The 17,385-nt window shown below is 58.9% G+C and carries 20 protein-coding genes; 12 read left to right on the forward strand and 8 right to left on the reverse strand.

Annotated elements, in window-relative coordinates; genetic code table 11:
- Positions 1-70: 70 nt before the first annotated feature.
- On the forward strand, positions 71-448 hold the full coding sequence (locus tag H096_RS00475; protein ID WP_033896235.1) for a cytochrome c family protein: 378 nt from the start codon (positions 71-73) through the stop codon (positions 446-448).
- On the opposite strand, the gene H096_RS00480 is transcribed toward H096_RS00475, so the two are convergent.
- Genes H096_RS00480 through H096_RS00500 form a run of 5 tightly spaced genes read right to left on the reverse strand, consistent with a single transcriptional unit; the run spans position 449 to position 5,162 of the window.
- Positions 449-2,470, reverse strand: a complete 2,022-nt coding sequence (locus tag H096_RS00480) for an LTA synthase family protein (protein ID WP_033896236.1) — start codon at positions 2,468-2,470, stop codon at positions 449-451.
- Positions 2,467-3,060 carry a hypothetical protein gene (locus H096_RS00485; protein WP_033896237.1) on the reverse strand — a complete coding sequence of 198 codons (594 nt, stop codon included), beginning with the start codon at positions 3,058-3,060 and terminating at the stop codon, positions 2,467-2,469. The genes H096_RS00480 and H096_RS00485 overlap by 4 nt, the downstream gene beginning before the upstream one ends.
- On the reverse strand, positions 3,060-4,328 hold the full coding sequence (locus tag H096_RS00490) for a sialidase family protein (RefSeq protein WP_033896238.1): 1,269 nt from the start codon (positions 4,326-4,328) through the stop codon (positions 3,060-3,062). The genes H096_RS00485 and H096_RS00490 overlap by 1 nt, the downstream gene beginning before the upstream one ends.
- Positions 4,329-4,350: 22 nt before the next feature.
- Positions 4,351-4,896, reverse strand: coding sequence for a cytochrome b/b6 domain-containing protein (locus H096_RS00495; protein ID WP_033896239.1), 546 nt, complete (start codon positions 4,894-4,896; stop codon positions 4,351-4,353).
- Positions 4,896-5,162, reverse strand: coding sequence for a PepSY domain-containing protein (locus H096_RS00500; protein ID WP_033896240.1), 267 nt, complete (start codon positions 5,160-5,162; stop codon positions 4,896-4,898). The genes H096_RS00495 and H096_RS00500 overlap by 1 nt, the downstream gene beginning before the upstream one ends.
- Before the next feature lie 147 nt (positions 5,163-5,309).
- Here H096_RS00500 and H096_RS00505 point away from each other — a divergent pair, with 147 nt between their 5' ends.
- The 5 genes from H096_RS00505 (at position 5,310) to H096_RS00525 (ending at position 9,218) form a co-directional block, all read left to right on the forward strand.
- A complete protein-coding gene (locus tag H096_RS00505; protein ID WP_033896241.1) occupies positions 5,310-5,972 on the forward strand; it encodes a response regulator in 663 nt (220 codons plus the stop codon).
- The gene (locus H096_RS00510) at positions 5,969-7,324 is read left to right on the forward strand and encodes a sensor histidine kinase (RefSeq protein WP_033896242.1); all 1,356 of its coding nucleotides are present in this window, start codon (positions 5,969-5,971) and stop codon (positions 7,322-7,324) included. The genes H096_RS00505 and H096_RS00510 overlap by 4 nt, the downstream gene beginning before the upstream one ends.
- Before the next feature lie 69 nt (positions 7,325-7,393).
- On the forward strand, positions 7,394-7,966 hold the full coding sequence (locus H096_RS00515) for a hypothetical protein (RefSeq protein WP_033896243.1): 573 nt from the start codon (positions 7,394-7,396) through the stop codon (positions 7,964-7,966).
- 209 nt (positions 7,967-8,175) lie between these two features.
- Positions 8,176-8,646, forward strand: a complete 471-nt coding sequence (locus H096_RS00520; protein ID WP_033896244.1) for a helix-turn-helix domain-containing protein — start codon at positions 8,176-8,178, stop codon at positions 8,644-8,646.
- The gene (locus H096_RS00525; protein WP_033896245.1) at positions 8,643-9,218 is read left to right on the forward strand and encodes a PIN domain-containing protein; all 576 of its coding nucleotides are present in this window, start codon (positions 8,643-8,645) and stop codon (positions 9,216-9,218) included. The genes H096_RS00520 and H096_RS00525 overlap by 4 nt, the downstream gene beginning before the upstream one ends.
- Before the next feature lie 33 nt (positions 9,219-9,251).
- Here H096_RS00525 and H096_RS00530 read toward each other — a convergent pair whose 3' ends face one another.
- Positions 9,252-9,623 (reverse strand): PH domain-containing protein, encoded by a 372-nt coding sequence (locus tag H096_RS00530; protein ID WP_016979611.1) that lies wholly within the window; start codon positions 9,621-9,623, stop codon positions 9,252-9,254.
- A gap of 127 nt (positions 9,624-9,750) precedes the next feature.
- Here H096_RS00530 and H096_RS00535 point away from each other — a divergent pair, with 127 nt between their 5' ends.
- Positions 9,751-10,386 carry a LysE family translocator gene (locus H096_RS00535; RefSeq protein ID WP_033896246.1) on the forward strand — a complete coding sequence of 212 codons (636 nt, stop codon included), beginning with the start codon at positions 9,751-9,753 and terminating at the stop codon, positions 10,384-10,386.
- A 2-nt stretch (positions 10,387-10,388) separates the two neighbouring features.
- On the opposite strand, the gene H096_RS00540 is transcribed toward H096_RS00535, so the two are convergent.
- Positions 10,389-11,081, reverse strand: a complete 693-nt coding sequence (locus tag H096_RS00540) for an NBR1-Ig-like domain-containing protein (protein WP_033896247.1) — start codon at positions 11,079-11,081, stop codon at positions 10,389-10,391.
- A 232-nt stretch (positions 11,082-11,313) separates the two neighbouring features.
- On the opposite strand from H096_RS00540, the gene H096_RS00545 reads away from it, so the two are divergent.
- A complete protein-coding gene (locus H096_RS00545) occupies positions 11,314-12,117 on the forward strand; it encodes a 2OG-Fe(II) oxygenase family protein (protein ID WP_033896248.1) in 804 nt (267 codons plus the stop codon).
- 25 nt (positions 12,118-12,142) lie between these two features.
- On the forward strand, positions 12,143-12,790 hold the full coding sequence (locus H096_RS00550) for a LysE family transporter (RefSeq protein ID WP_051421931.1): 648 nt from the start codon (positions 12,143-12,145) through the stop codon (positions 12,788-12,790).
- On the opposite strand, the gene H096_RS00555 is transcribed toward H096_RS00550, so the two are convergent.
- The gene (locus tag H096_RS00555; protein ID WP_033896249.1) at positions 12,752-13,081 is read right to left on the reverse strand and encodes a hypothetical protein; all 330 of its coding nucleotides are present in this window, start codon (positions 13,079-13,081) and stop codon (positions 12,752-12,754) included. The genes H096_RS00550 and H096_RS00555 overlap by 39 nt on opposite strands.
- A gap of 179 nt (positions 13,082-13,260) precedes the next feature.
- On the opposite strand from H096_RS00555, the gene H096_RS00560 reads away from it, so the two are divergent.
- The 3 genes from H096_RS00560 (at position 13,261) to H096_RS00570 (ending at position 17,259) form a co-directional block, all read left to right on the forward strand.
- The gene (locus H096_RS00560) at positions 13,261-13,797 is read left to right on the forward strand and encodes a sigma-70 family RNA polymerase sigma factor (RefSeq protein ID WP_033896250.1); all 537 of its coding nucleotides are present in this window, start codon (positions 13,261-13,263) and stop codon (positions 13,795-13,797) included.
- A complete protein-coding gene (locus tag H096_RS00565; protein ID WP_082461360.1) occupies positions 13,794-14,759 on the forward strand; it encodes a FecR domain-containing protein in 966 nt (321 codons plus the stop codon). Before H096_RS00560 ends, H096_RS00565 begins: the two co-directional genes overlap by 4 nt.
- Positions 14,760-14,850: 91 nt before the next feature.
- Entirely contained in the window at positions 14,851-17,259 is a 2,409-nt protein-coding gene (locus H096_RS00570; RefSeq protein WP_033896251.1) for a TonB-dependent receptor, read from the forward strand.
- The last annotated feature ends 126 nt before the right edge of the window (positions 17,260-17,385 follow it).

Here is a 17,385-nt window from a genome sequence, read left to right on the forward strand (position 1 = left end):
ACGTGCTCAAGGATTGATATGTTTATCCGCGACCCTTTGGTTCCAGAACTGATCTAGAAATGGAGTCCCCATGAAGTACCGTGCTTTGATGATCCTCGTCCTGATCCTCACCACAAGCCCCGCCTTCGCCGCCGGCGACGCCGAGGCGGGCGGCAAGCTCTTCACCAAGACTTGCGGCGGTTGCCACAGCATCGGCGAAGGTGCGCGAGGTGGGTTCGGGCCAGAGCTCAACGGCATCATCGGAAGGCCCGCCGGGACCACCACGGACTATCAGTACTCCGACGCGATGAAAAACTCCGGCGTGGTCTGGACCCGGGACAAACTCGCCGCCTACATCGAGGCGCCGAAGAAGGTGGTGAGTGGCACGCGGATGATCTTCTGGGGCATCAGTGATCAGGAGAAAATCGAAAACATCCTGGCGTACTTGGAAACCTTTCAACCCAAATGATCACTCGCGTACGTTTCTGAACAGCATCAACCGCGCACTCTCATGCAGCCCTCGGGTCAGCCCCTGCAAGCGCTGAAACTCTTCGGGGTGTTGTTCGGCCACGTCGTCTCGAGGGGTTTGCGACGCCAGGTCATGCAATGTCGGTGAACTACCGTCGTGCTGCATCTGCAACAGGAAGTCCTTCGTCACGCCGCCAATGATCGGGAAAGTCCCTTCGCGCAACACCAGCGGTACCACGCGCTCACCCTCAGGCGCGGGCTGCTGGATGTCGCGTCCCATCGCGCCGTTGCGAAACGGCATACCGGCCATGCCCGCCACGGTGGGCAGCAGGTCGGCCAGGCCCACAGCCTCTTCAATCACCCGAGGTTCCAGGCCGGGTGCGTGGATCAGCAGCGGCACGTTGTTGCTTTCCAAACCCAGTTGCTCGAACGCCGGCGCCATGTGCGGGATCTGGCTGATGCGCGTGTTGTGGTCTCCAAAGAACACAAAGATGCTGTTGTCGTACCAGCCGCCGGCCTTGGCGATGTCCATCAGGCGGCCGATGTTGCAGTCCAACAGGCGTACCGCGTTGTACTGCTCGACGCTGCGCGAACCGGCGGCCTGGACCTGTTCCAGGGTCACGTCCTTTATCTGGAAACCATCGTTCTGCTTGGGAATGGTGAACGGGCGATGGTTGCCGGAGGTTTGCAGGTAGGCGAAGAACGGCTGGTCCTTGGGCACGGCGCGCAGCAAGTGGTCGCCTTCCTTGAACAGGTCCAGGTCGGAAATGCCCCACACGTCCACCCGTGGTGAACGCCAGTGGCTTTCGTCATACAACTGCACGCCGTCGATGCTCTGGCGGATCAGTGCATTGATGTTCGCCCAGCCGGCGTTGCCGCCGATCATGTAGAACTTCTGGTAACCCTCGAACGCGTTGATCAGCGTGTGCTGCCGGGTGATCAGCGGGTTGCGCGTGGCGGTTTCCTGGCGTGTCACGTCCGGCACGCCGCTGATGCTCGCCCACACGGTCTTGGCGGTGCCGGTGACGGGTACGTAGAAGTGTTTGAAGAACCAGCTCTGGCTGGCGAGTTTGTCCAGGTTTGGCGTGGGGTTCAGCGGGTTGCCGTAGGCACCGACGGCGCTGGTGCCGAGGGATTCAAGCATCACGAAAACTACGTTGGGCGGGCGCTCGCTGGCCAGTCGGTAGGGTTGCACGCCTTGTTCGCGGGTGAAGTTTAGTTGCTGCGCGTCGGGCTGATCAACTCCCAGGTAGTGGGCGATTTGCGGGTAATGCTCGCGCACTTGGGTTTCATCGAATTGCGACTGGCCGACCTTGAGCGTGTCGTACAGGAACAGCACCGGGTTCAGGCCCACGGCGGCCACCTGGCTATTGCCGGAGAAGAACGCATCGCTCCAACGCAGGGGCACCGGATTTTCCAGGTTCAGGTTGGCGACGCGGCCGAGCAGGGCCAGTAGCACCGCGACAATACCGATCACCGAGACCGATGCCAGGGTCCACTTGCCGATGACGGTGTTGGGGCGATCCAGGGTCAGGCGTTCCAGGCACACCAGCGCCCACACCCACAGCGCGACGGCCGCCAGCCAGCAAGCGGTTATCCACAGCACCGGGTAGGTTTCCCACATCATCTGTTGAGATATCTGCGCGTCTTGCAGGTAGCGCAGCACTGTCGCGTTGATGCGTACGCCGAGGTAGGCGTAATGGCCGAAGTCGATGATGTAGACGAGGCCCACCAGGGCCAGTGCGACCACCAGATACCCGCGAGCCAGCCAGCGCAGAGCGGGTTGGGTCATGAGGTTCCAGCGTGGCAGCCAGGCCAGGAGCGCCAGCGGCAGCAGGATCAGCACCGCCAGGCGCAGGTCGAAGCGCAGGCCGATGCCCAGGGTTTCCAAGAGTTGCGGGGTGTTGAATGCCAGGCCGGAAAAGCCCACTACAAATACCAGGCGCAACGCCGCCAGCAACACAAACACCAACCCGATCGCGCCCACGCCGTAGCGCAAGCGGCGTGATTGCAACGCACTCATTGTTGACCTCTCTGCCATTTCAAAAAGACCGCGCTGGCCAGCAACCCCACGGTGGCGATCAGGCAGTAAACCGTCAGCAGTGGGTCCACCAGATAGTCCCAATAGTTTTCCGACGCCTTGAGCCGCAGCGCGAACGCCAGCGTGCCCAGCGCCAACATCCACACCGCCAGCGCATTGCGCAGCCATAGCATCACTAATGCGGCCACCGCTACCAGCACAATCATCGGCCGAGGGTTGAACCCCCAGCGATACGGATCGAAGTACGTCAGCCCCAACGTGGCCGGGTACAGCACCAGGCTCAGCAGCCCGAACACCACCAGCATCTGCACCTGATGGCGGCGATTGAGTGCCTGCACCAAGCCCAGTCGGCACAACCCCACCCACGCCAAAAACACCAAGGTGCTGATCGCCAGGTCATCGGTAAAGCTGCGCACATACGCCGCCAGCGGCAGTTGGTTGATCGGGATGAAACTCACGGCCACCAGCACCGGCAGCAACCACGGCCGCCACGGAGCGGTAAAGCGCAGCGCGCACAACGCCACAAACCCCAGCAATACAAAACTCAAATGGGCCTGCCACACCGAAACCATCACAGACGCTCCGCCAGCCAGGCTTCGTTGAAGCTGACATGTTTGATAAAGGTGTTATTCCACGAGTAAACCAAGTGGTACGTACCGTCTGGGCTACGGCTGAAATACGGGTATTCGTATTCGAAATCGCAGCCGACGGGTTTGCACACGCGGTAGTCCAGGCTGCTGAGAAAGCGTTGTTCCAGGGGCAGGCGTTTCGCGCCGCTGGAGGCGCGGAAACCTTCACCGATGATTGCCTTGTAGGCCTCGGGGGAGAAGGGCTGGCCCAGCGGGTCCGGCGATTGGTCCAACTGCACCACGGTGCGCCACTGGCTGAGCTGGGCGTCTGTGCCGTAAAGGCTGAGTTTGAAGCGGCCGTCTTGCAGGTCGTTGAGTGCCACCAGCAATCCGTCATCTTGCGTGCCCACGGCGGCCAACGACGAATTGGGGTTGGCCGGCTCCAGTGGGTACGGTTCGCTCCAGGTTTTGCCGGCATCAACGGTGCGGCTGGCCAATACGCGGTGATGGGTGTCGCCCGCGTAACGCAACATCGCCACGGCGCGTTGGCCGTCCAGCGGCACGATGGTCGGTTGCAGGGAATGCTTGCCGCGGCTGATGCGGAATTTATCGATCACCGCCCCGTCGGCGCTCAAGTACAGGTACTCGGCAAACTTGCCCATGAATTCGTGATACACCGGCAGGCCGATGGAGCCGTCGGCATGAAACACCGGCGCGGCGCGTACCAGGGTGCTGATATTGAAAAACGGCGAGGTCACCAATTGCCTCGGTGCTGACCAGGTGGCGCCAAGGTCATCTGACACCATCACATTGATCGCACTGGCCGCCCAGCCACCGACGGACACCGACACGTAAAACATCCACAGGCGTTTATCCGGCGCCAGCGCAATCACCGGGTTGCCGAGCTTGCGGATATAACGCTGGGTGCCGTCGCGAGTGCTTTCCCTCGTCGCCAGTACTTGCTCGGCGCCCCATTCGCCGCTGCTGGCATCGAAGCGTGCGGTGCGCACCTGCACATCGGCGGCGCCTTCGCGCGAACCGGCAAACCACACCGCCATCAAGTCGCCGCCGGGCAGGGCGGTGACGGACGAAGAGTGCACAAAATCCGTGAGTTGGGTGGACACAAACCGGCTGGTGTAGTGCGGGGCCGCCGCCACTTTCGCGGTATTCGGGTTCGCCTGGGCAAATGGCGCCAACACATGGGGCGGATGGCTTTGCCAGGCGGCAAAAAACACGGCCAACAGGCTGCAAATCAATAAGGCGGAGCGCATAGGGGACCTGTGGATAAAAGGATTACGGCACACGTTCATCCGGCAGGCGCTTCCTGCGACCGGTGAGCATGGATAACGGCAGGTTGTCGCGCACCTGGACACTTTCAAACAGCGCGGCCAGTACGTGGAGACACACCAGGCCCAGCAGCGCATTGGCGGCGGTTTCATGGATTTGCAGCGGCCAGTCGGCGCCCCACAGGGCATCGACTTCCTGCATCAGGAAACCGCTGAATCCGATGGTGAGCAGTGCCAGCAACATCAACAGCATCACCAGCGCGCCAATTGGCGAGTGGCCCAGGCGATGCTGCGGCCGGCCATTGAGCAATGAGCGCACGTGGGCATTCAGGCGTATGGGTGTCGGCCAGAAATCCGCCCAACGCGCACTGCGTGGCCCGACAAATCCCCACACCAAACGCACCAGCAGCCAGGCCATGGCGTAATAGCCCAGCCAGACATGCCAGTCGTCGCCTGCTTCGTTAAAGAAGTAATTGGCGACAAAGACCCCGGCGATAGACAGATGAAACAGCCTCACCAACGGGTCCCACAGGCGCAGGGATTCGCCTGGCATCAGCCTTTGATCTCAGTCTTTACGGCTTTGCCGGTGACGGGGTCGTGGTAGATCTCGACCTTGCGCTTGTCCTTGTCGAAGCCGTAGATCTCGTAGCAGTTGCCGTCGGTGACCTTGAACTTGCTGATGGTATAGCCTTCGGCCTTGAGCTTGTCCTGGAAGGCTTTTTCATCTTGCCATTGCGAGCGCTCGGCGGTGGTGCACTGCGGGCCGGCAATGGCCAGTGGGCTGGCGAGGATCAGGGACAACAGGAGAATTTTGCGCATGGAAAAGCTCTCAGCAGATGTGGGAGGTTTCACAGTGCAAAACCAACCTTAGTGCAACCTTAGTTGGCAACGAGCCGTAACATCTTTGTAGGAATTTTCCTGGCCATAACCCGGCATGATGCCGCCGTTTCCCACAGAGATTTCGTGATGCGCCTACTCCTTGTCGAAGATGACCGCGCCCTCGGCCAAGGGATTCGCGTGGCCTTGGCGGCCGAAGGCTATACCCTCGATTGGCTGCACGACGGCGTCGCTGCCTTGCATGCGTTGCGTACGGAAGCCTTCGATTTGCTGCTGCTTGATCTGGGTCTGCCACGTCTTGATGGTCTCGACCTGTTGCAGCAACTGCGCGCCGAGCAGCATGACCTGCCGGTGCTGATCCTCACCGCCCGCGACGGCACCGCGGAACGCATCGCTGGCCTGGACGCGGGTGCTGACGACTATCTGGTCAAACCTTTCGACGTCGAGGAACTCAAGGCTCGCGTGCGTGCGCTGTTGCGCCGCAGCCAGGGCCGCGCGCAACCGATGCTGGAGCACGCCGGCATCAGCCTCGACCCGGCGACCCAGCAAGTGCGTTTTCAGGATGGGGAAATCATCGTGACGCCGATGGAGTACCAACTGTTGCATCAACTGATGGTGCGCCCCGGCAAAGTCGTGACCCGCGAGCGCTTGTCCCGTGCGCTGTACGGCTGGCAGGACCGGGTCGAGAGCAACACCTTGGAAGTGCTGATCCACAACCTGCGCAAAAAGTTATCCACCGAGCTGATCCGCACCGTGCGTGGTGTTGGCTATGTGCTGGTGCTCACGCCATGAGCTCGGTGCGTGGGCGCATCCTTATTCCGGTGCTGGTGCTGATCCTGTTGGGCGATGCCCTGATCAGTTGGCTGGTATTACGCGACAGCCACCACGAAATCGAAGAAGTCTACGACGCCCAACTCGCCCAAAGCGCCCGCCTGCTGCAAGGTGTACTGCGCCAACGCGACCCCGGCGACGCCGATTGGGACCGGCTGCATGAGGCGTTTGACCAGGCCATGAGCCGTGTGGGAGAGGAGGGCGTTGCCCATCCTTATGAAACACGCCTGACTTTCCAGATATGGCGTACGGACGGCCAACTGTTGGTGCGCTCCGCTGAAGCACCAATCCTCAGTGTGCCGCCTGCGACGCTCGGCTCCCATGACCTGATGGACAATGGCCACGACTGGTGCGCTTTCCTTCTCGCCGACCCGCAGCAAGGCGTGCTGATTTGGGTGGGCGAGCGCGATGACATTCGCCAGGACGTGATCCAGCGCATCATGCGTCACACCCTCTGGCCCACGTTGATTGGCGTGCCGCTGCTGACACTGTTGATCTGGCTGGTCATCGGCTGGGGCCTCAAGCCCTTGCGCGCCATGGCCCTGTCGATTCGCGGGCGTAACACCGACACTCTGCAGCCGCTGCACCTCAAACCTTTGCCCAACGACCTGGAGCCGATGCAGACCGCGTTGAACCGATTGCTGGTCCAAGTAGATGATTTACTCGGGCGTGAACGCCGCTTCATCGCGGACGCCGCCCATGAATTGCGCACGCCCTTGGCGATTTTGCGCATCCATGCACAGAACGCCCAAAGCGCCGAGACACCCGAGCAACGCCGCGAGGCCTTGGACTTTTTGGTCAACGGCGTCGACCGCGCCACGCGCATCGGCAGTCAGTTGCTGACCATGGCCCGTATCGAACCGCAACTGAACAACCCTAAGTGCATCCCTGTGCAACTCACCGAGCTGGTGCGCGAAGAACTGGCGGAATTGACCCCGCTGGCCATGGAAAAAGGCGTGGAACTGGTACTCGAAGGCAATCAAGAATGTTGGGTCGAGACCGAACCGGTGGCCTTGGCCATTGCGCTGCAAAACCTGGTGACCAATGCCCTCAACTTCTCCCCGGCGGGCAGCGAAGTGAAAGTGGTGATTGGCGCCAACGGCCTCAGTGTGGAAGACCAGGGGCCGGGCATTGACGAGGCAGAAATGGGGCGCCTGTTCGAACGCTTCTACAGTCGAGGCAATGCCAATGGCGCGGGGCTGGGCTTGGCGATTGTCGAAATGATCGTGGGTAAGATCGGCTGTCGGTTGGCACTGCGTAACCGGGAGCAAGGTGGGTTGCGCGCGCAGTTGGTGTTTAACGAATCGGCATAAGTGGAGGAACATTCTGTTTAAACGCGGGTCCAGTCATTACTCACTCTCACCCCGATAAGGACATCCCCCGTGAAGCGAATCGCGCTGCTCTCCATCGCCTTGGCCCTGGGCGCCTGCCAATCCAATCAACGCGACTCGTCGCCCAGCCTGTTCAAGGACGGCATTCAACTGCGCCAGAAAACCGTGGCCGTGGATGCGGAGCACGCCAAGGTCATCATGAAGGCCACCGGCGGCACCAACCCCGTCGAATTCGCCATCCGCCGCGAAGGCGACCCCGACCAACGCCTGGAAACCCTCGGCACTGTGATGGATACCGGTGAAGGGAAAGTCTTCAACTGGATTGCCAAGGTCAACCAGACGGTGGCGAGTGCGGGGTTCAAGCGGTTTCCACAATTGGAGATTCAGGCGGACCCTGGCAAGAAACTCACCGTGTCCAGCTCGGCGAGAAGCCAGGGCAATGGGGTTTACTACAGCTGCGGGCCGGTGATGAACACGTTCAGCCCGGAAAAGGCCAAGGTGTATTTGGTGGAGTTCCAGTTCCGGCTCAACCGTGCGGCGTGTGCGCTGCAGGTGTTTGATATTACGGATCCGGAGAATCGGGTGTTGGTTGGGGGGTCGGGGAGTGAGGTGAAGGAGGGGTAAGGGGCGAGGGGGACGACCAACCCTCATTCGCAAGCTCTGAGATGAATCGCCCCTGGTTCTCTAGACACCTTATGTCGGCATAAATCGGTGATTGGTGTGCGAAAAGTGGACAAGGGCTTCGGTCGGTAGCTATTTTTCGAATATTGCGATTTTCGTTTGTTTCGTTTAGCTTTGGTCGTAACTGAGTTATGTGTCGCCGGAGTTGCATCATGATCACCAACCACCTTCCCAAAACGATCCTTCCGCTGGAAAAGGAAGTCGAAGCGGCCGTACAAGGTCAGCGCGAATTGGCGTCTCTGTTGTCGACCAAATTCGAAACCCAGCGAATCGATATCTTCGACAAAGAAGACAAGCCCCACACCCTCGTACTCCCAACCTCAGCACTGCGCTTGTTGGTGGATATCCTGGGCGAGTTGGCTATCGGCAATGCCGTCAAGGTAGTCCCTGTGCATGCTGAACTCACCTCGCAGGAGGCCGCCGACCTGCTTAACGTTTCACGGCCGCACTTGGTCAAGATGCTGGAGGAAGGTGCCATTCCCTTTACAAAAACCGGTCGACATCGGCGAATCCGGTTTTCGGATTTGATGGCGTTCAAGCAGAGGCGAGCTGAGGAAAGCCAGAGAGCAATGGAGGCGCTTGCTAAACAGGCCCAGGAGTTGGGAATGGGGTATGACGGATGAGGTGTTCGCCTTTTACCGCTGTATATGATGCTTGTGTTCTCTACCCGGCGGCGCTTAGGGATTTGCTGATGTGGCTTGGCTTGTCAGGGTTGTATCGAGCGAGATGGACTAGCCAGATCCATGAGGAGTGGAAGCGCAACGTACTCAAAAACCGGCCCGACCTCACGGCTGAGCAAGTGAATTGCACGTCTGAGTTGATGGACAAGGCCATACCTGACGCTTTGGTTACGGGGTACGAGGACTTGTGTTCGAGTTTGGATTTGCCTGACCCTGACGATCGTCACGTGCTGGCCGCTGCGATACGAAGCAAGGCTGAGGTGATCGTAACCTTCAACTTGAAAGACTTTCCACCGCACATCCTGGCAGCTTATGACATTGAGCCGATGCATCCGGATGACTTTATTTCGGATCTTTGGGATCTGGATCAGGCGGCGGTGTTGGGTGCGGCGCAGAAACAAAGGCGGGCGTTGAGGCGACCTCCGATGGAGGCGGGGAATTATCTAGAGATGTTGATGCGGCAGGGGTTGGTGCAGACGAGTAAGGTACTGGGGCCTTATGAAGTGATGTTGTAGTTCTGGAAATATTCATAGTCTTTTTTTCACCGATCAGCCCAACAGGTGCTTGGAAATCAACCGTGAGATTTCGACGATCGAGGTCTTCCCCGTAAACTCGAATTTCACCTTCCCCAACGACGAAAAGTAAATCTCCAACTCCGAATCCAGATCAAACGTCCCGGACGTCTCCACCGAATACGCGACGATGTTCTTGTACGGCAGCGACGTGAAATCCTTCTTGCTACCGGTAATCCCCTGCACATTCACCGCGATAATCCGCTTGGTGGTAAACACCACCCCATCACGCATGGCCTTGTACGCATCCACCACTTCTTCGCCGTCCAGCAGCAGGTCGGCGACGCGCTCGGCGTATTCGTTGTTTTGCTTGAGTTTGAAGAAACCTTTGTTGTTGAAGTCGATCATGGGCCTGCCTCTTGGGTGTATGCCGTTTTGCTCGCGGATCTGTATCTAACGCGGGCATTTTGAACGCCCTACCATGGCGGCCAACCTTACAACCTTGGCCAGATGTTTCAAAAAGCGGAGCCCCATCATGCCTGAACTGTCCAACTGGCTGGCCTATGCGTTCATCTCACTCGGCATGGTGCTCACGCCCGGCCCGAATATGATCTACCTCATTTCCCGCTCGATCTGCCAGGGGCGCACGGCCGGATTGATTTCACTGGGCGGCGTGGCGTTGGGTTTTCTGGTTTATATGTTGTGCGCGGCATTGGGGATCACCGCTTTGGTGATGGCGGTGCCGTTTGCCTACGACGCGTTGCGCTTCGGCGGGGCGATGTACCTGGCGTATATGGCTTGGCAGGCGATCCGTCCGGGGGGACGCTCACCGTTCCAGGTGCGGGACTTGCCCAAGGACAGTCCGCGCAAGCTGTTCACCATGGGCCTGGTCACCAACCTGCTGAACCCCAAGGTGGCGGTGATGTACTTGTCGTTGCTGCCCCAATTCATCGACCCGAACGGTCATAGCAGTGTGCTGGCGCAATCGCTGGTGCTGGGTTTTACGCAGATTTTTATCAGCGTGAGCGTCAATGCGGTGATTGCCACCATGGCGGGCTCCATCGCGGTGTTTTTTGTCACCCGGCCGGGGTGGCAGGTGGTGCAGCGTTGGTTGATGGGGTCGGTGTTGATGGGGTTGGCGGTGCGGATGGCGGTGGAAGGGCGGCGCTAGCTTCAGCGCGCCATGACGTTGACGATAACATGCAGGATGAAGGCTGGCCCGTAACAGGGCTGTCCGTGTTCATCTTCTATTCGCCAGATGGACGTGACTGTGCAGGTTTCCTTGGGCGCAGCGAACTCTACGGTAATATGCACAGGTTGGCCGGGCAGTGTCTGTGCGATGGGGATTTCGTTGTTAAGGCTGCGCAGGTGTGTGTCCATCACCACTTCCAGTGGCGTGCCCATGGCGGAGCGCCGAGCGATGACGTATTCGCCGTCAACGCGAACCAGCTTTCGGCCGCGCCAGGGCTGCGCACCGATGTTCTGAATCTCCCAGGTTTTATGAAACGTTTCGCCGGGCAGCACGACAGTTTGGTCGGGGGTGGTGACGTCTGCGTTGAACACGGCTATGTCACTTCGATCCTGCAGGCCTACCGCGCGGTTGGTGGTTGCCATTGAATGTGGATCGACCGGTGCGCCTGCCAGGTCCGCGAAGTAACGGAACAGCAGCAACGGTGAAACCTGTAGCACCTTCGCCAGTTTAATCAGTGTGCGTACCGAGGGATCTTTGGAAGCACCGCCCGCCAGCCCGTAGAGATAGGTCCGGGAAATACCGGCTTCCTTGGCCAAGGTGGTCATGGACTTGCCCAGTTCCCGGCTGCGCCTTACGAGGAGGGCGCGGAGGGTGTCGCGGGTCTTGATACTCATAGTCGATGGTTGGTTCCCTGTCCTTGGTGAGGATCGCCAACGTGTTCGCCAAAAAGGACAACCTGCTCGCCGCTGCGTGTAATGAGCAATGCACACTTGAACCCTGCTGGCGACGTTGTGAAGGACATGGAAAGGTCTCTTTTTGGTTGGCTATATCCAGTGTCGCGGTTTCTCACATGCTTGCGAACCTAGTGTGTGTTGCATTCCTTTACATCTATTTATGGATATAGCGATGACTCAGATAAAAGCGTGCTGTGATTCCATTGTTCGATCAGGTTTTGGCATCTTGCAAATACCTGAAGCCATGTTGCAGAGCTACAAACAAATCGTTGATGGCTACTCAGCGATTTCGCCCAATACCAAGGCATCCTTTTCATTCAGCCAGGACACTGACGGCTTTTTCCCGTTCGGTGCCGAATATTCAAATATCGAGGACCATCCCGACCTCTGTGAGCGCTTCTGCTACTGGCCTGCGCATGCATCGAAGCGGATAGGTTTTGAATTCACCCGGAGCGGCTTTTTCGCGGCTGTGGATATCTTTGAGCAACAGATCAGCGAGTTGGCTCAAGAGTTGATGGACGGTATCTGTGGCGAGTTTGGAGTGAGCCCTTCTCCGTTTCGGTCGGCGTCCTACGTACAGTTGTGTGTATACGGTGCCCAGGCTGCAGACATTGAGCGTCGATTCGCCCAGGATCCTCATGAAGACGGTCACATTCTGTCGTTCATTAAACCCACTCGCGAGGGGTTGGTCTTGGTAAAGGGTGGTGCATTAGAGCCGGTACGCCTGCTGGAGAACGAAATTGCGGTTCTGGCTGGCTCATTGCTTACCGACCTTTCCGGCTATGCAATTCCAGCGGCTTACCACGCGGTGCTCGCGCCCCAAAGACCGGTAGCCAGAAGCTCGTTGATCTACTTTGCCAACCCGAGCCCAGGACAAGTGCTAACCAGTTTTTTCCGCCGACAGTCAATTGACTTGAATAGCGTTGTAAACGCCCGTCATACGGGGTTTGGCAATCAGCCTATTCAGCTCGTCTAAATCTGCCCGAGGGCACGGACATTTCATGGCTCCTTACTTCAGTGCGCTCTACCTTGAAGGCTTGCTGCTAGGTATTGGTCTGTTCGCCGCCCCGGGGCCCAAAGACACCTTGGTCATCCGTCAAGGTGTCAGCCGCGGTCCTATCTGGGGCGTGGTTGCTGTATGTGTAGTTGCCGATATCCTCCTGATCGCGATGGGCATCACGGGTTTAGGCGCGCTGTTGGAAAGCCGACCAAGGCTGGTAGCGCTCTTGCTGCTTTCAGGCGCGGCCTATCTGCTGTGGTTCGGTGGCCAACGCCTGTTGGCGTGCCTGCGTGATCAGTCGATGCCGGATAGCCAAGGTGGGAATTCGCAACGAGGGCTGTTACGCACGGCAGTGGTGCTGGGGTTTGCCAACCCCTATGCATGGCTCGATACCGTCGTACTGATAGGCTCCATCGGCGCCGCCAAACCGGCAAGTCACCAAGTACTCTTTGCGATGGGGGCGATGACCGCGTCGCTACTCTGGTTTGTGTTGTTGGCGCTGGGCTGTCAGCGCTTGACGGGATTGTTTCGAGCACCGGTGGTATGGCGCTGGTTGGATGCGGGTGTGGCGGTGTTAATGGTGTTTCTCGCCGGAATGCTGATCACCGACTCACTGGATGTCTTTCAAGTAGTCCTTGAGGGTGGTTAACGGTGGGTGCAATTCATCGAGATGATTTACGTTTTGCACGTTAGTCGCCAACCTTTGCAATTCGCGACCCATTACCGTGTCGGCGCCATTCAATGCATTGAGGGCTTGATCCGTACATTCCACCAGTTTGGATTGAATCCCACCCAAATCCCCCTGCCGCACCAACAACCCAAACACCTCGCGGTCATACCCCTCCATCACCGGATCATCCCGTAAAACCGGGCTGCCGCCGTCCGTCTCGTGCACCAGCTTCAGTGCAAAGAGCGCAACCGCTTCCAGCGTCAATTCCATGGTTTCGGTTCCTCGGCGTCTTTGGGGAATAGTAGGGGAGGGCGATGATCCCTGTTCTGTGGCGGAAAAAAAAGACCTGCGGCTACTTGCCTGCTGCAGCAGTGGGGACGCTTTTGCTCGTTGTAGTGGCCAGTTTTTCTCATTACCATTGGGAACAATTCTTATTCGTAGGGCTTTGTATGCCCCCGCTTCCCGAGCGCGTCGCCGCACCTTTCAGTGTTGGCAGCCTGTATTCGGCCCATCACGGTTGGATTCAACGCTGGCTGGCCCGAAAACTCGGCAATGTCAGTGATGCCGCCGAGCTGGCTCACGATGTCTTCGTCAGGCTGTTGAGCCATCCGCGTGAATTCGGCAGCGAAGGGCATGCGCGTGCGTATCTCAGCACTTTGTCGCGCAATGTGTGTGTGGATTTTTTCCGACGCAAGCAGGTGGAGCAGGCCTGGCTTGAGGTGTTGGCGAGCCGGCCTGAAGACTGTGCGCCTTCGGAGGAGCATCGCGCATTGGTGCTGGAGGCCCTGGTGCATTTGCAGGCGATGCTTGATCGCTTGCCGGTCAAGGTGTCCGAGGCATTCTGCCTGGCTCAGATCGAGGGCTTGAGCTATCGCGAGATCGCGCTGCGTATTGGCGTGAGCGAGCGTACGGTCACCAAATATATTGGCCAGGCCATGTTCCAGTGCATGGTGCTGGAGGCTGAGTTGGACGGTGCCTTGTCATGAGCACCAACCCCGGTGGCCTGGATCACGCCACCTTGCAGCAAGCGGCCGACTGGTTTGCCCGCCTGAGTGCCGAGCCCAATGCCCTGCCGTTGCAGGAGGCCTGGCGCCAATGGCATGCCCACAGTGAGGTCAACCGGCTGGCCTGGAGCTATGTCGCACGTGTAGGACAACGCTTTGCGCCGTTGCAGGACGATGCCGTGGGAGCCACCAAGACGCTGGAGAGTCTGCGACATTCTCAGCGTTCGCGGCGCCAGGTGTTGCGCGGGTTGTCGGTGGTCATGGCCGGCACGCTGTTGGGGTGGGCCGGTTGGCAACAGCGCTGGTTGTCGGGGGGCTGGAACACGGATTTCCATACGAGCACCACGGTGTCGGGCGAGCAGCTGTTGGCCGACGGGACGCGCATCTGGCTTAACAGCGGTACGGCGTTGGATGTGAATTTCAGCGCCGGCCAGCGCGAGTTGAAACTCTATAGCGGCGAAATCCTGATCAACACCGGCAAGGACGGGCGACCGTTCGTGGTGCAAACACCCCAAGGCCGTTTGCGTCCTTTGGGGACGCGCTTCAGTGTGCGTGAACAGGACGGGCACACGTTGCTCAATGTGTTTGAGGGCAGCGTAGAGGCTGCCTGTGGGGATACTGATCAACGCCGCATCCTATCGGCGGGGCAGGGCGTCCTATTTGATCGACAGCGTCTGGCCGCAACGCAACGTGCTCTACCTGGGCGCGAGGCTTGGTCAAAAGGCGTGCTGATGGCGAACGATATGCGGCTGGGGGACTTCATTGGTGAACTCGCCAGCTACCGACATGGCCATCTGGGCATCGACCCCCAGGTCGCCAATCTTCGGGTGATGGGCACTTATCCACTGCAAGACACCGATCAGGTACTGGCAATGCTTGAGCAGGTCTTGCCCGTGCGCATCGAGCGGCGCTTCGCCTGGTGGACCACGGTGGTTGCGCGCTGACATTTTTTGCATCTTGTGCTTCCGGTTTTGATTGCTCATACGAATTAGAGAAGGACAACGGCTTGACGCCTCCTTCGACCGGAACTGTTTTATGTCCTTATTCCTGCGTAACTCGTCCCAACCTCTAGCGCTGGCTATCGCGATTGCCTTGGTCATCCCCGCCAGCCTGGGCATGGCGCCACTCGTGGCAGCCGCTGAGCAGTCGAGCGTGCAGACCTACGATCTGCCCGCCGGTGCCTTGGCCGACCAACTCAACCAGCTCGCCGCCCAAGCCGGCATCTACCTGGCGGGCAATGCCGCGCTCACCGCCGGCAAGACCGGTCCGACGCTGCGCGGCAGTTACACGATTGACCAGGCGCTGCACACGCTATTGGTGGGGAGTGACCTCACGGTGGTGCAGACCGGCGAGGGGCGCTATCAACTACAGCCAGGTGCGGGCGGCGCGTTGCAACTGGGTACGGTGTCGATCTCCGGCATGGCACCGGGTTCGACGACCGAAGGCACCGGTTTGTACACCACGTACTCATCTAGCAGTTCGACGCGGCTGAACCTGACCCAGAAAGAAACCCCGCAATCGCTCACGGTGATCACCCGCCAGCGCCTCGACGACCAGAAACTCACCAACCTTACCGAAGTGCTGGAAGCGACGCCGGGCATCACTGTGCTGCGCGTCGGCGTGGGCGCGGAGAACGATACTTACTGGTCCCGTGGTTTTCAGATCAACAACTTCGAAATCGATGGCGTCCCCACCTCGGCGCGGTTGGACAACACCACGCAGAACACTGCGATGTACGATCGTGTTGAAGTAGTGCGCGGCGCCACCGGCCTGATCAGCGGTTCGGGTACGCCCTCAGCGACTATTAACCTGATCCGCAAGCGCCCGACCGCCGAAACCCAGGCCAGCATCACTGGCGAGGCGGGCAGTTGGGACCGGTATGGCACCGGTTTTGATGTGTCCGGGCCCCTGAACGACAGCGGCAATCTTCGCGGGCGCCTGGTGGTGGACTATAAGAAGCAGAACTCCTGGGTCGACCGCGTCAACACCGACTCGCAACTGGTGTATGGCATTTCCGAGTTTGACCTGAGCGACGCCACCATGCTCACGGTGGGTTTCAGTTATATCAACAATCAGGTCAACGACCCGCTGCGCACCGGCTTCCAGATGTTCTACAGCAATGGCAATCGCACAAACTTCAGCCGTTCGGCCAACAGCGCACCGGACTGGGCTTACAACGACCGCAAGCAGACCAACGTCTTCACTTCTATAGAGCACCAGTTCGATAACGGCTGGAGTGGCAAGGTGGAAGTCAGTCATACCCAGAATGAATTCGACGAACTGATCAACTATATGAATGGTGATATCGACCAGGTCACCGGGCAGGGCGCCTATCTATATCCCAACCGCTGGTCCGGCACGCCGCGCCAGAACAACCTTGATGCTTACCTTACCGGCCCTTTCAGCCTGTTTGGGCGCGAGCATGAGTTGATCGCTGGCGTCATGATGTCGCGCTATAACGAAAATACCCCAAGCCACGGCGGTTGGTTTGGTTCCTGGACCGGCTACGACGGTACTGTGCCTAACATTTTCAGCTGGAACGGCAGCGGCGCCAACCGCCCGGATACCACGCCCGTTGGTAAGACGCATATTGAAGAAAACCAATACGCCGCCTACCTGACCTCGCGCTTTCATGTCACCGACAATACTGCCTTCATCCTCGGCGGTCGCGTTACCGACTGGAAGCGCAACAACGAAGTCAGCGTGTACGCTGATCCGACCCAGAACACCGAAAGCAAGGAAACCCGCAACGGTGTCTTCCTGCCGTACGCCGGCATCGTCTATGACCTGAGCGACACTTGGGCGGTGTATGCCAGCTACACCAAAATCTTCAACCCGCAGGCCTATGGCGTTCACGACGAAAACAACAAAGCCCTCGACCCGCAGGAAGGCACCGGCTACGAGGTCGGGGTAAAAGGCAGTTTCAACGATGACAAACTCAATGCCAGCCTGGCGCTGTTCAAGATCGACCAGGACAACCTGGCGGTATACGTGCGTGCGCCGGATATCTACGACCTGGAACAGGGCACTACCACCAAAGGCGTCGAGTTGGAGCTTAACGGTGAGTTGAACGAAGGCTGGCAGGCGTCGGCGGGGTATGCGTACAGCGTGAGCACCAATCAGGACGATCAGCGCATTGTCACGACCAGCCCGCGGCATAGTCTCAAGACGTTCACCACTTACCGGCTGCCGGGAGTGTTCGACAAGGTCACCGTGGGCGGCGGCGTGAACTGGCAGAGCAAGACGGGGATGGACCTGCACACGTTCGAGCAGGGGAGTTATGCGCTGACCAATGTGATGGCGCGGTACGACATCAGCAAGAACCTGAGTGCCACGCTGAATGTGAATAACGTATTTGATCGTAGCTACTATGCGTATGCGGACAGTTGGAGTGTTTATGGCGCGCCGCGCAATTTCATGACGAGTTTCAAGTACAACTTCTGACGGTGCCGCCCGGGCCGGTGCTTCGGTTAGGAAAAGAATTTCTACGCAGGGGTTGACCACGAATTTTAAAGCTGTATTATTCGCCTCCCGCTGACGAGAGATCGGAAGCGCAAGTGGTTGAAGTTG

This window comes from Pseudomonas sp. FH1 (assembly GCF_000510895.2).
GTDB classification, from domain to species: Bacteria; Pseudomonadota; Gammaproteobacteria; order Pseudomonadales; family Pseudomonadaceae; genus Aquipseudomonas; species Aquipseudomonas azotoformans_A.

Bases quoted from the DNA above. Each gene is read 5' to 3' on its own strand.
- H096_RS00475 (WP_033896235.1), top strand. From the start codon at position 71: ATGAAGTACCGTGCTTTGATGATCCTCGTCCTGATCCTCACCACAAGC.
- H096_RS00480 (WP_033896236.1), bottom strand. From the start codon at position 2,470: ATGAGTGCGTTGCAATCACGCCGCTTGCGCTACGGCGTGGGCGCGATC.
- H096_RS00485 (WP_033896237.1), bottom strand. From the start codon at position 3,060: ATGGTTTCGGTGTGGCAGGCCCATTTGAGTTTTGTATTGCTGGGGTTT.
- H096_RS00490 (WP_033896238.1), bottom strand. From the start codon at position 4,328: ATGCGCTCCGCCTTATTGATTTGCAGCCTGTTGGCCGTGTTTTTTGCC.
- H096_RS00495 (WP_033896239.1), bottom strand. From the start codon at position 4,896: ATGCCAGGCGAATCCCTGCGCCTGTGGGACCCGTTGGTGAGGCTGTTT.
- H096_RS00500 (WP_033896240.1), bottom strand. From the start codon at position 5,162: ATGCGCAAAATTCTCCTGTTGTCCCTGATCCTCGCCAGCCCACTGGCC.
- H096_RS00505 (WP_033896241.1), top strand. From the start codon at position 5,310: ATGCGCCTACTCCTTGTCGAAGATGACCGCGCCCTCGGCCAAGGGATT.
- H096_RS00510 (WP_033896242.1), top strand. From the start codon at position 5,969: ATGAGCTCGGTGCGTGGGCGCATCCTTATTCCGGTGCTGGTGCTGATC.
- H096_RS00520 (WP_033896244.1), top strand. From the start codon at position 8,176: ATGATCACCAACCACCTTCCCAAAACGATCCTTCCGCTGGAAAAGGAA.
- H096_RS00525 (WP_033896245.1), top strand. From the start codon at position 8,643: ATGAGGTGTTCGCCTTTTACCGCTGTATATGATGCTTGTGTTCTCTAC.
- H096_RS00530 (WP_016979611.1), bottom strand. From the start codon at position 9,623: ATGATCGACTTCAACAACAAAGGTTTCTTCAAACTCAAGCAAAACAAC.
- H096_RS00535 (WP_033896246.1), top strand. From the start codon at position 9,751: ATGCCTGAACTGTCCAACTGGCTGGCCTATGCGTTCATCTCACTCGGC.
- H096_RS00540 (WP_033896247.1), bottom strand. From the start codon at position 11,081: ATGAGTATCAAGACCCGCGACACCCTCCGCGCCCTCCTCGTAAGGCGC.
- H096_RS00545 (WP_033896248.1), top strand. From the start codon at position 11,314: ATGACTCAGATAAAAGCGTGCTGTGATTCCATTGTTCGATCAGGTTTT.
- H096_RS00550 (WP_051421931.1), top strand. From the start codon at position 12,143: ATGGCTCCTTACTTCAGTGCGCTCTACCTTGAAGGCTTGCTGCTAGGT.
- H096_RS00555 (WP_033896249.1), bottom strand. From the start codon at position 13,081: ATGGAATTGACGCTGGAAGCGGTTGCGCTCTTTGCACTGAAGCTGGTG.
- H096_RS00560 (WP_033896250.1), top strand. From the start codon at position 13,261: ATGCCCCCGCTTCCCGAGCGCGTCGCCGCACCTTTCAGTGTTGGCAGC.
- H096_RS00565 (WP_082461360.1), top strand. From the start codon at position 13,794: ATGAGCACCAACCCCGGTGGCCTGGATCACGCCACCTTGCAGCAAGCG.
- H096_RS00570 (WP_033896251.1), top strand. From the start codon at position 14,851: ATGTCCTTATTCCTGCGTAACTCGTCCCAACCTCTAGCGCTGGCTATC.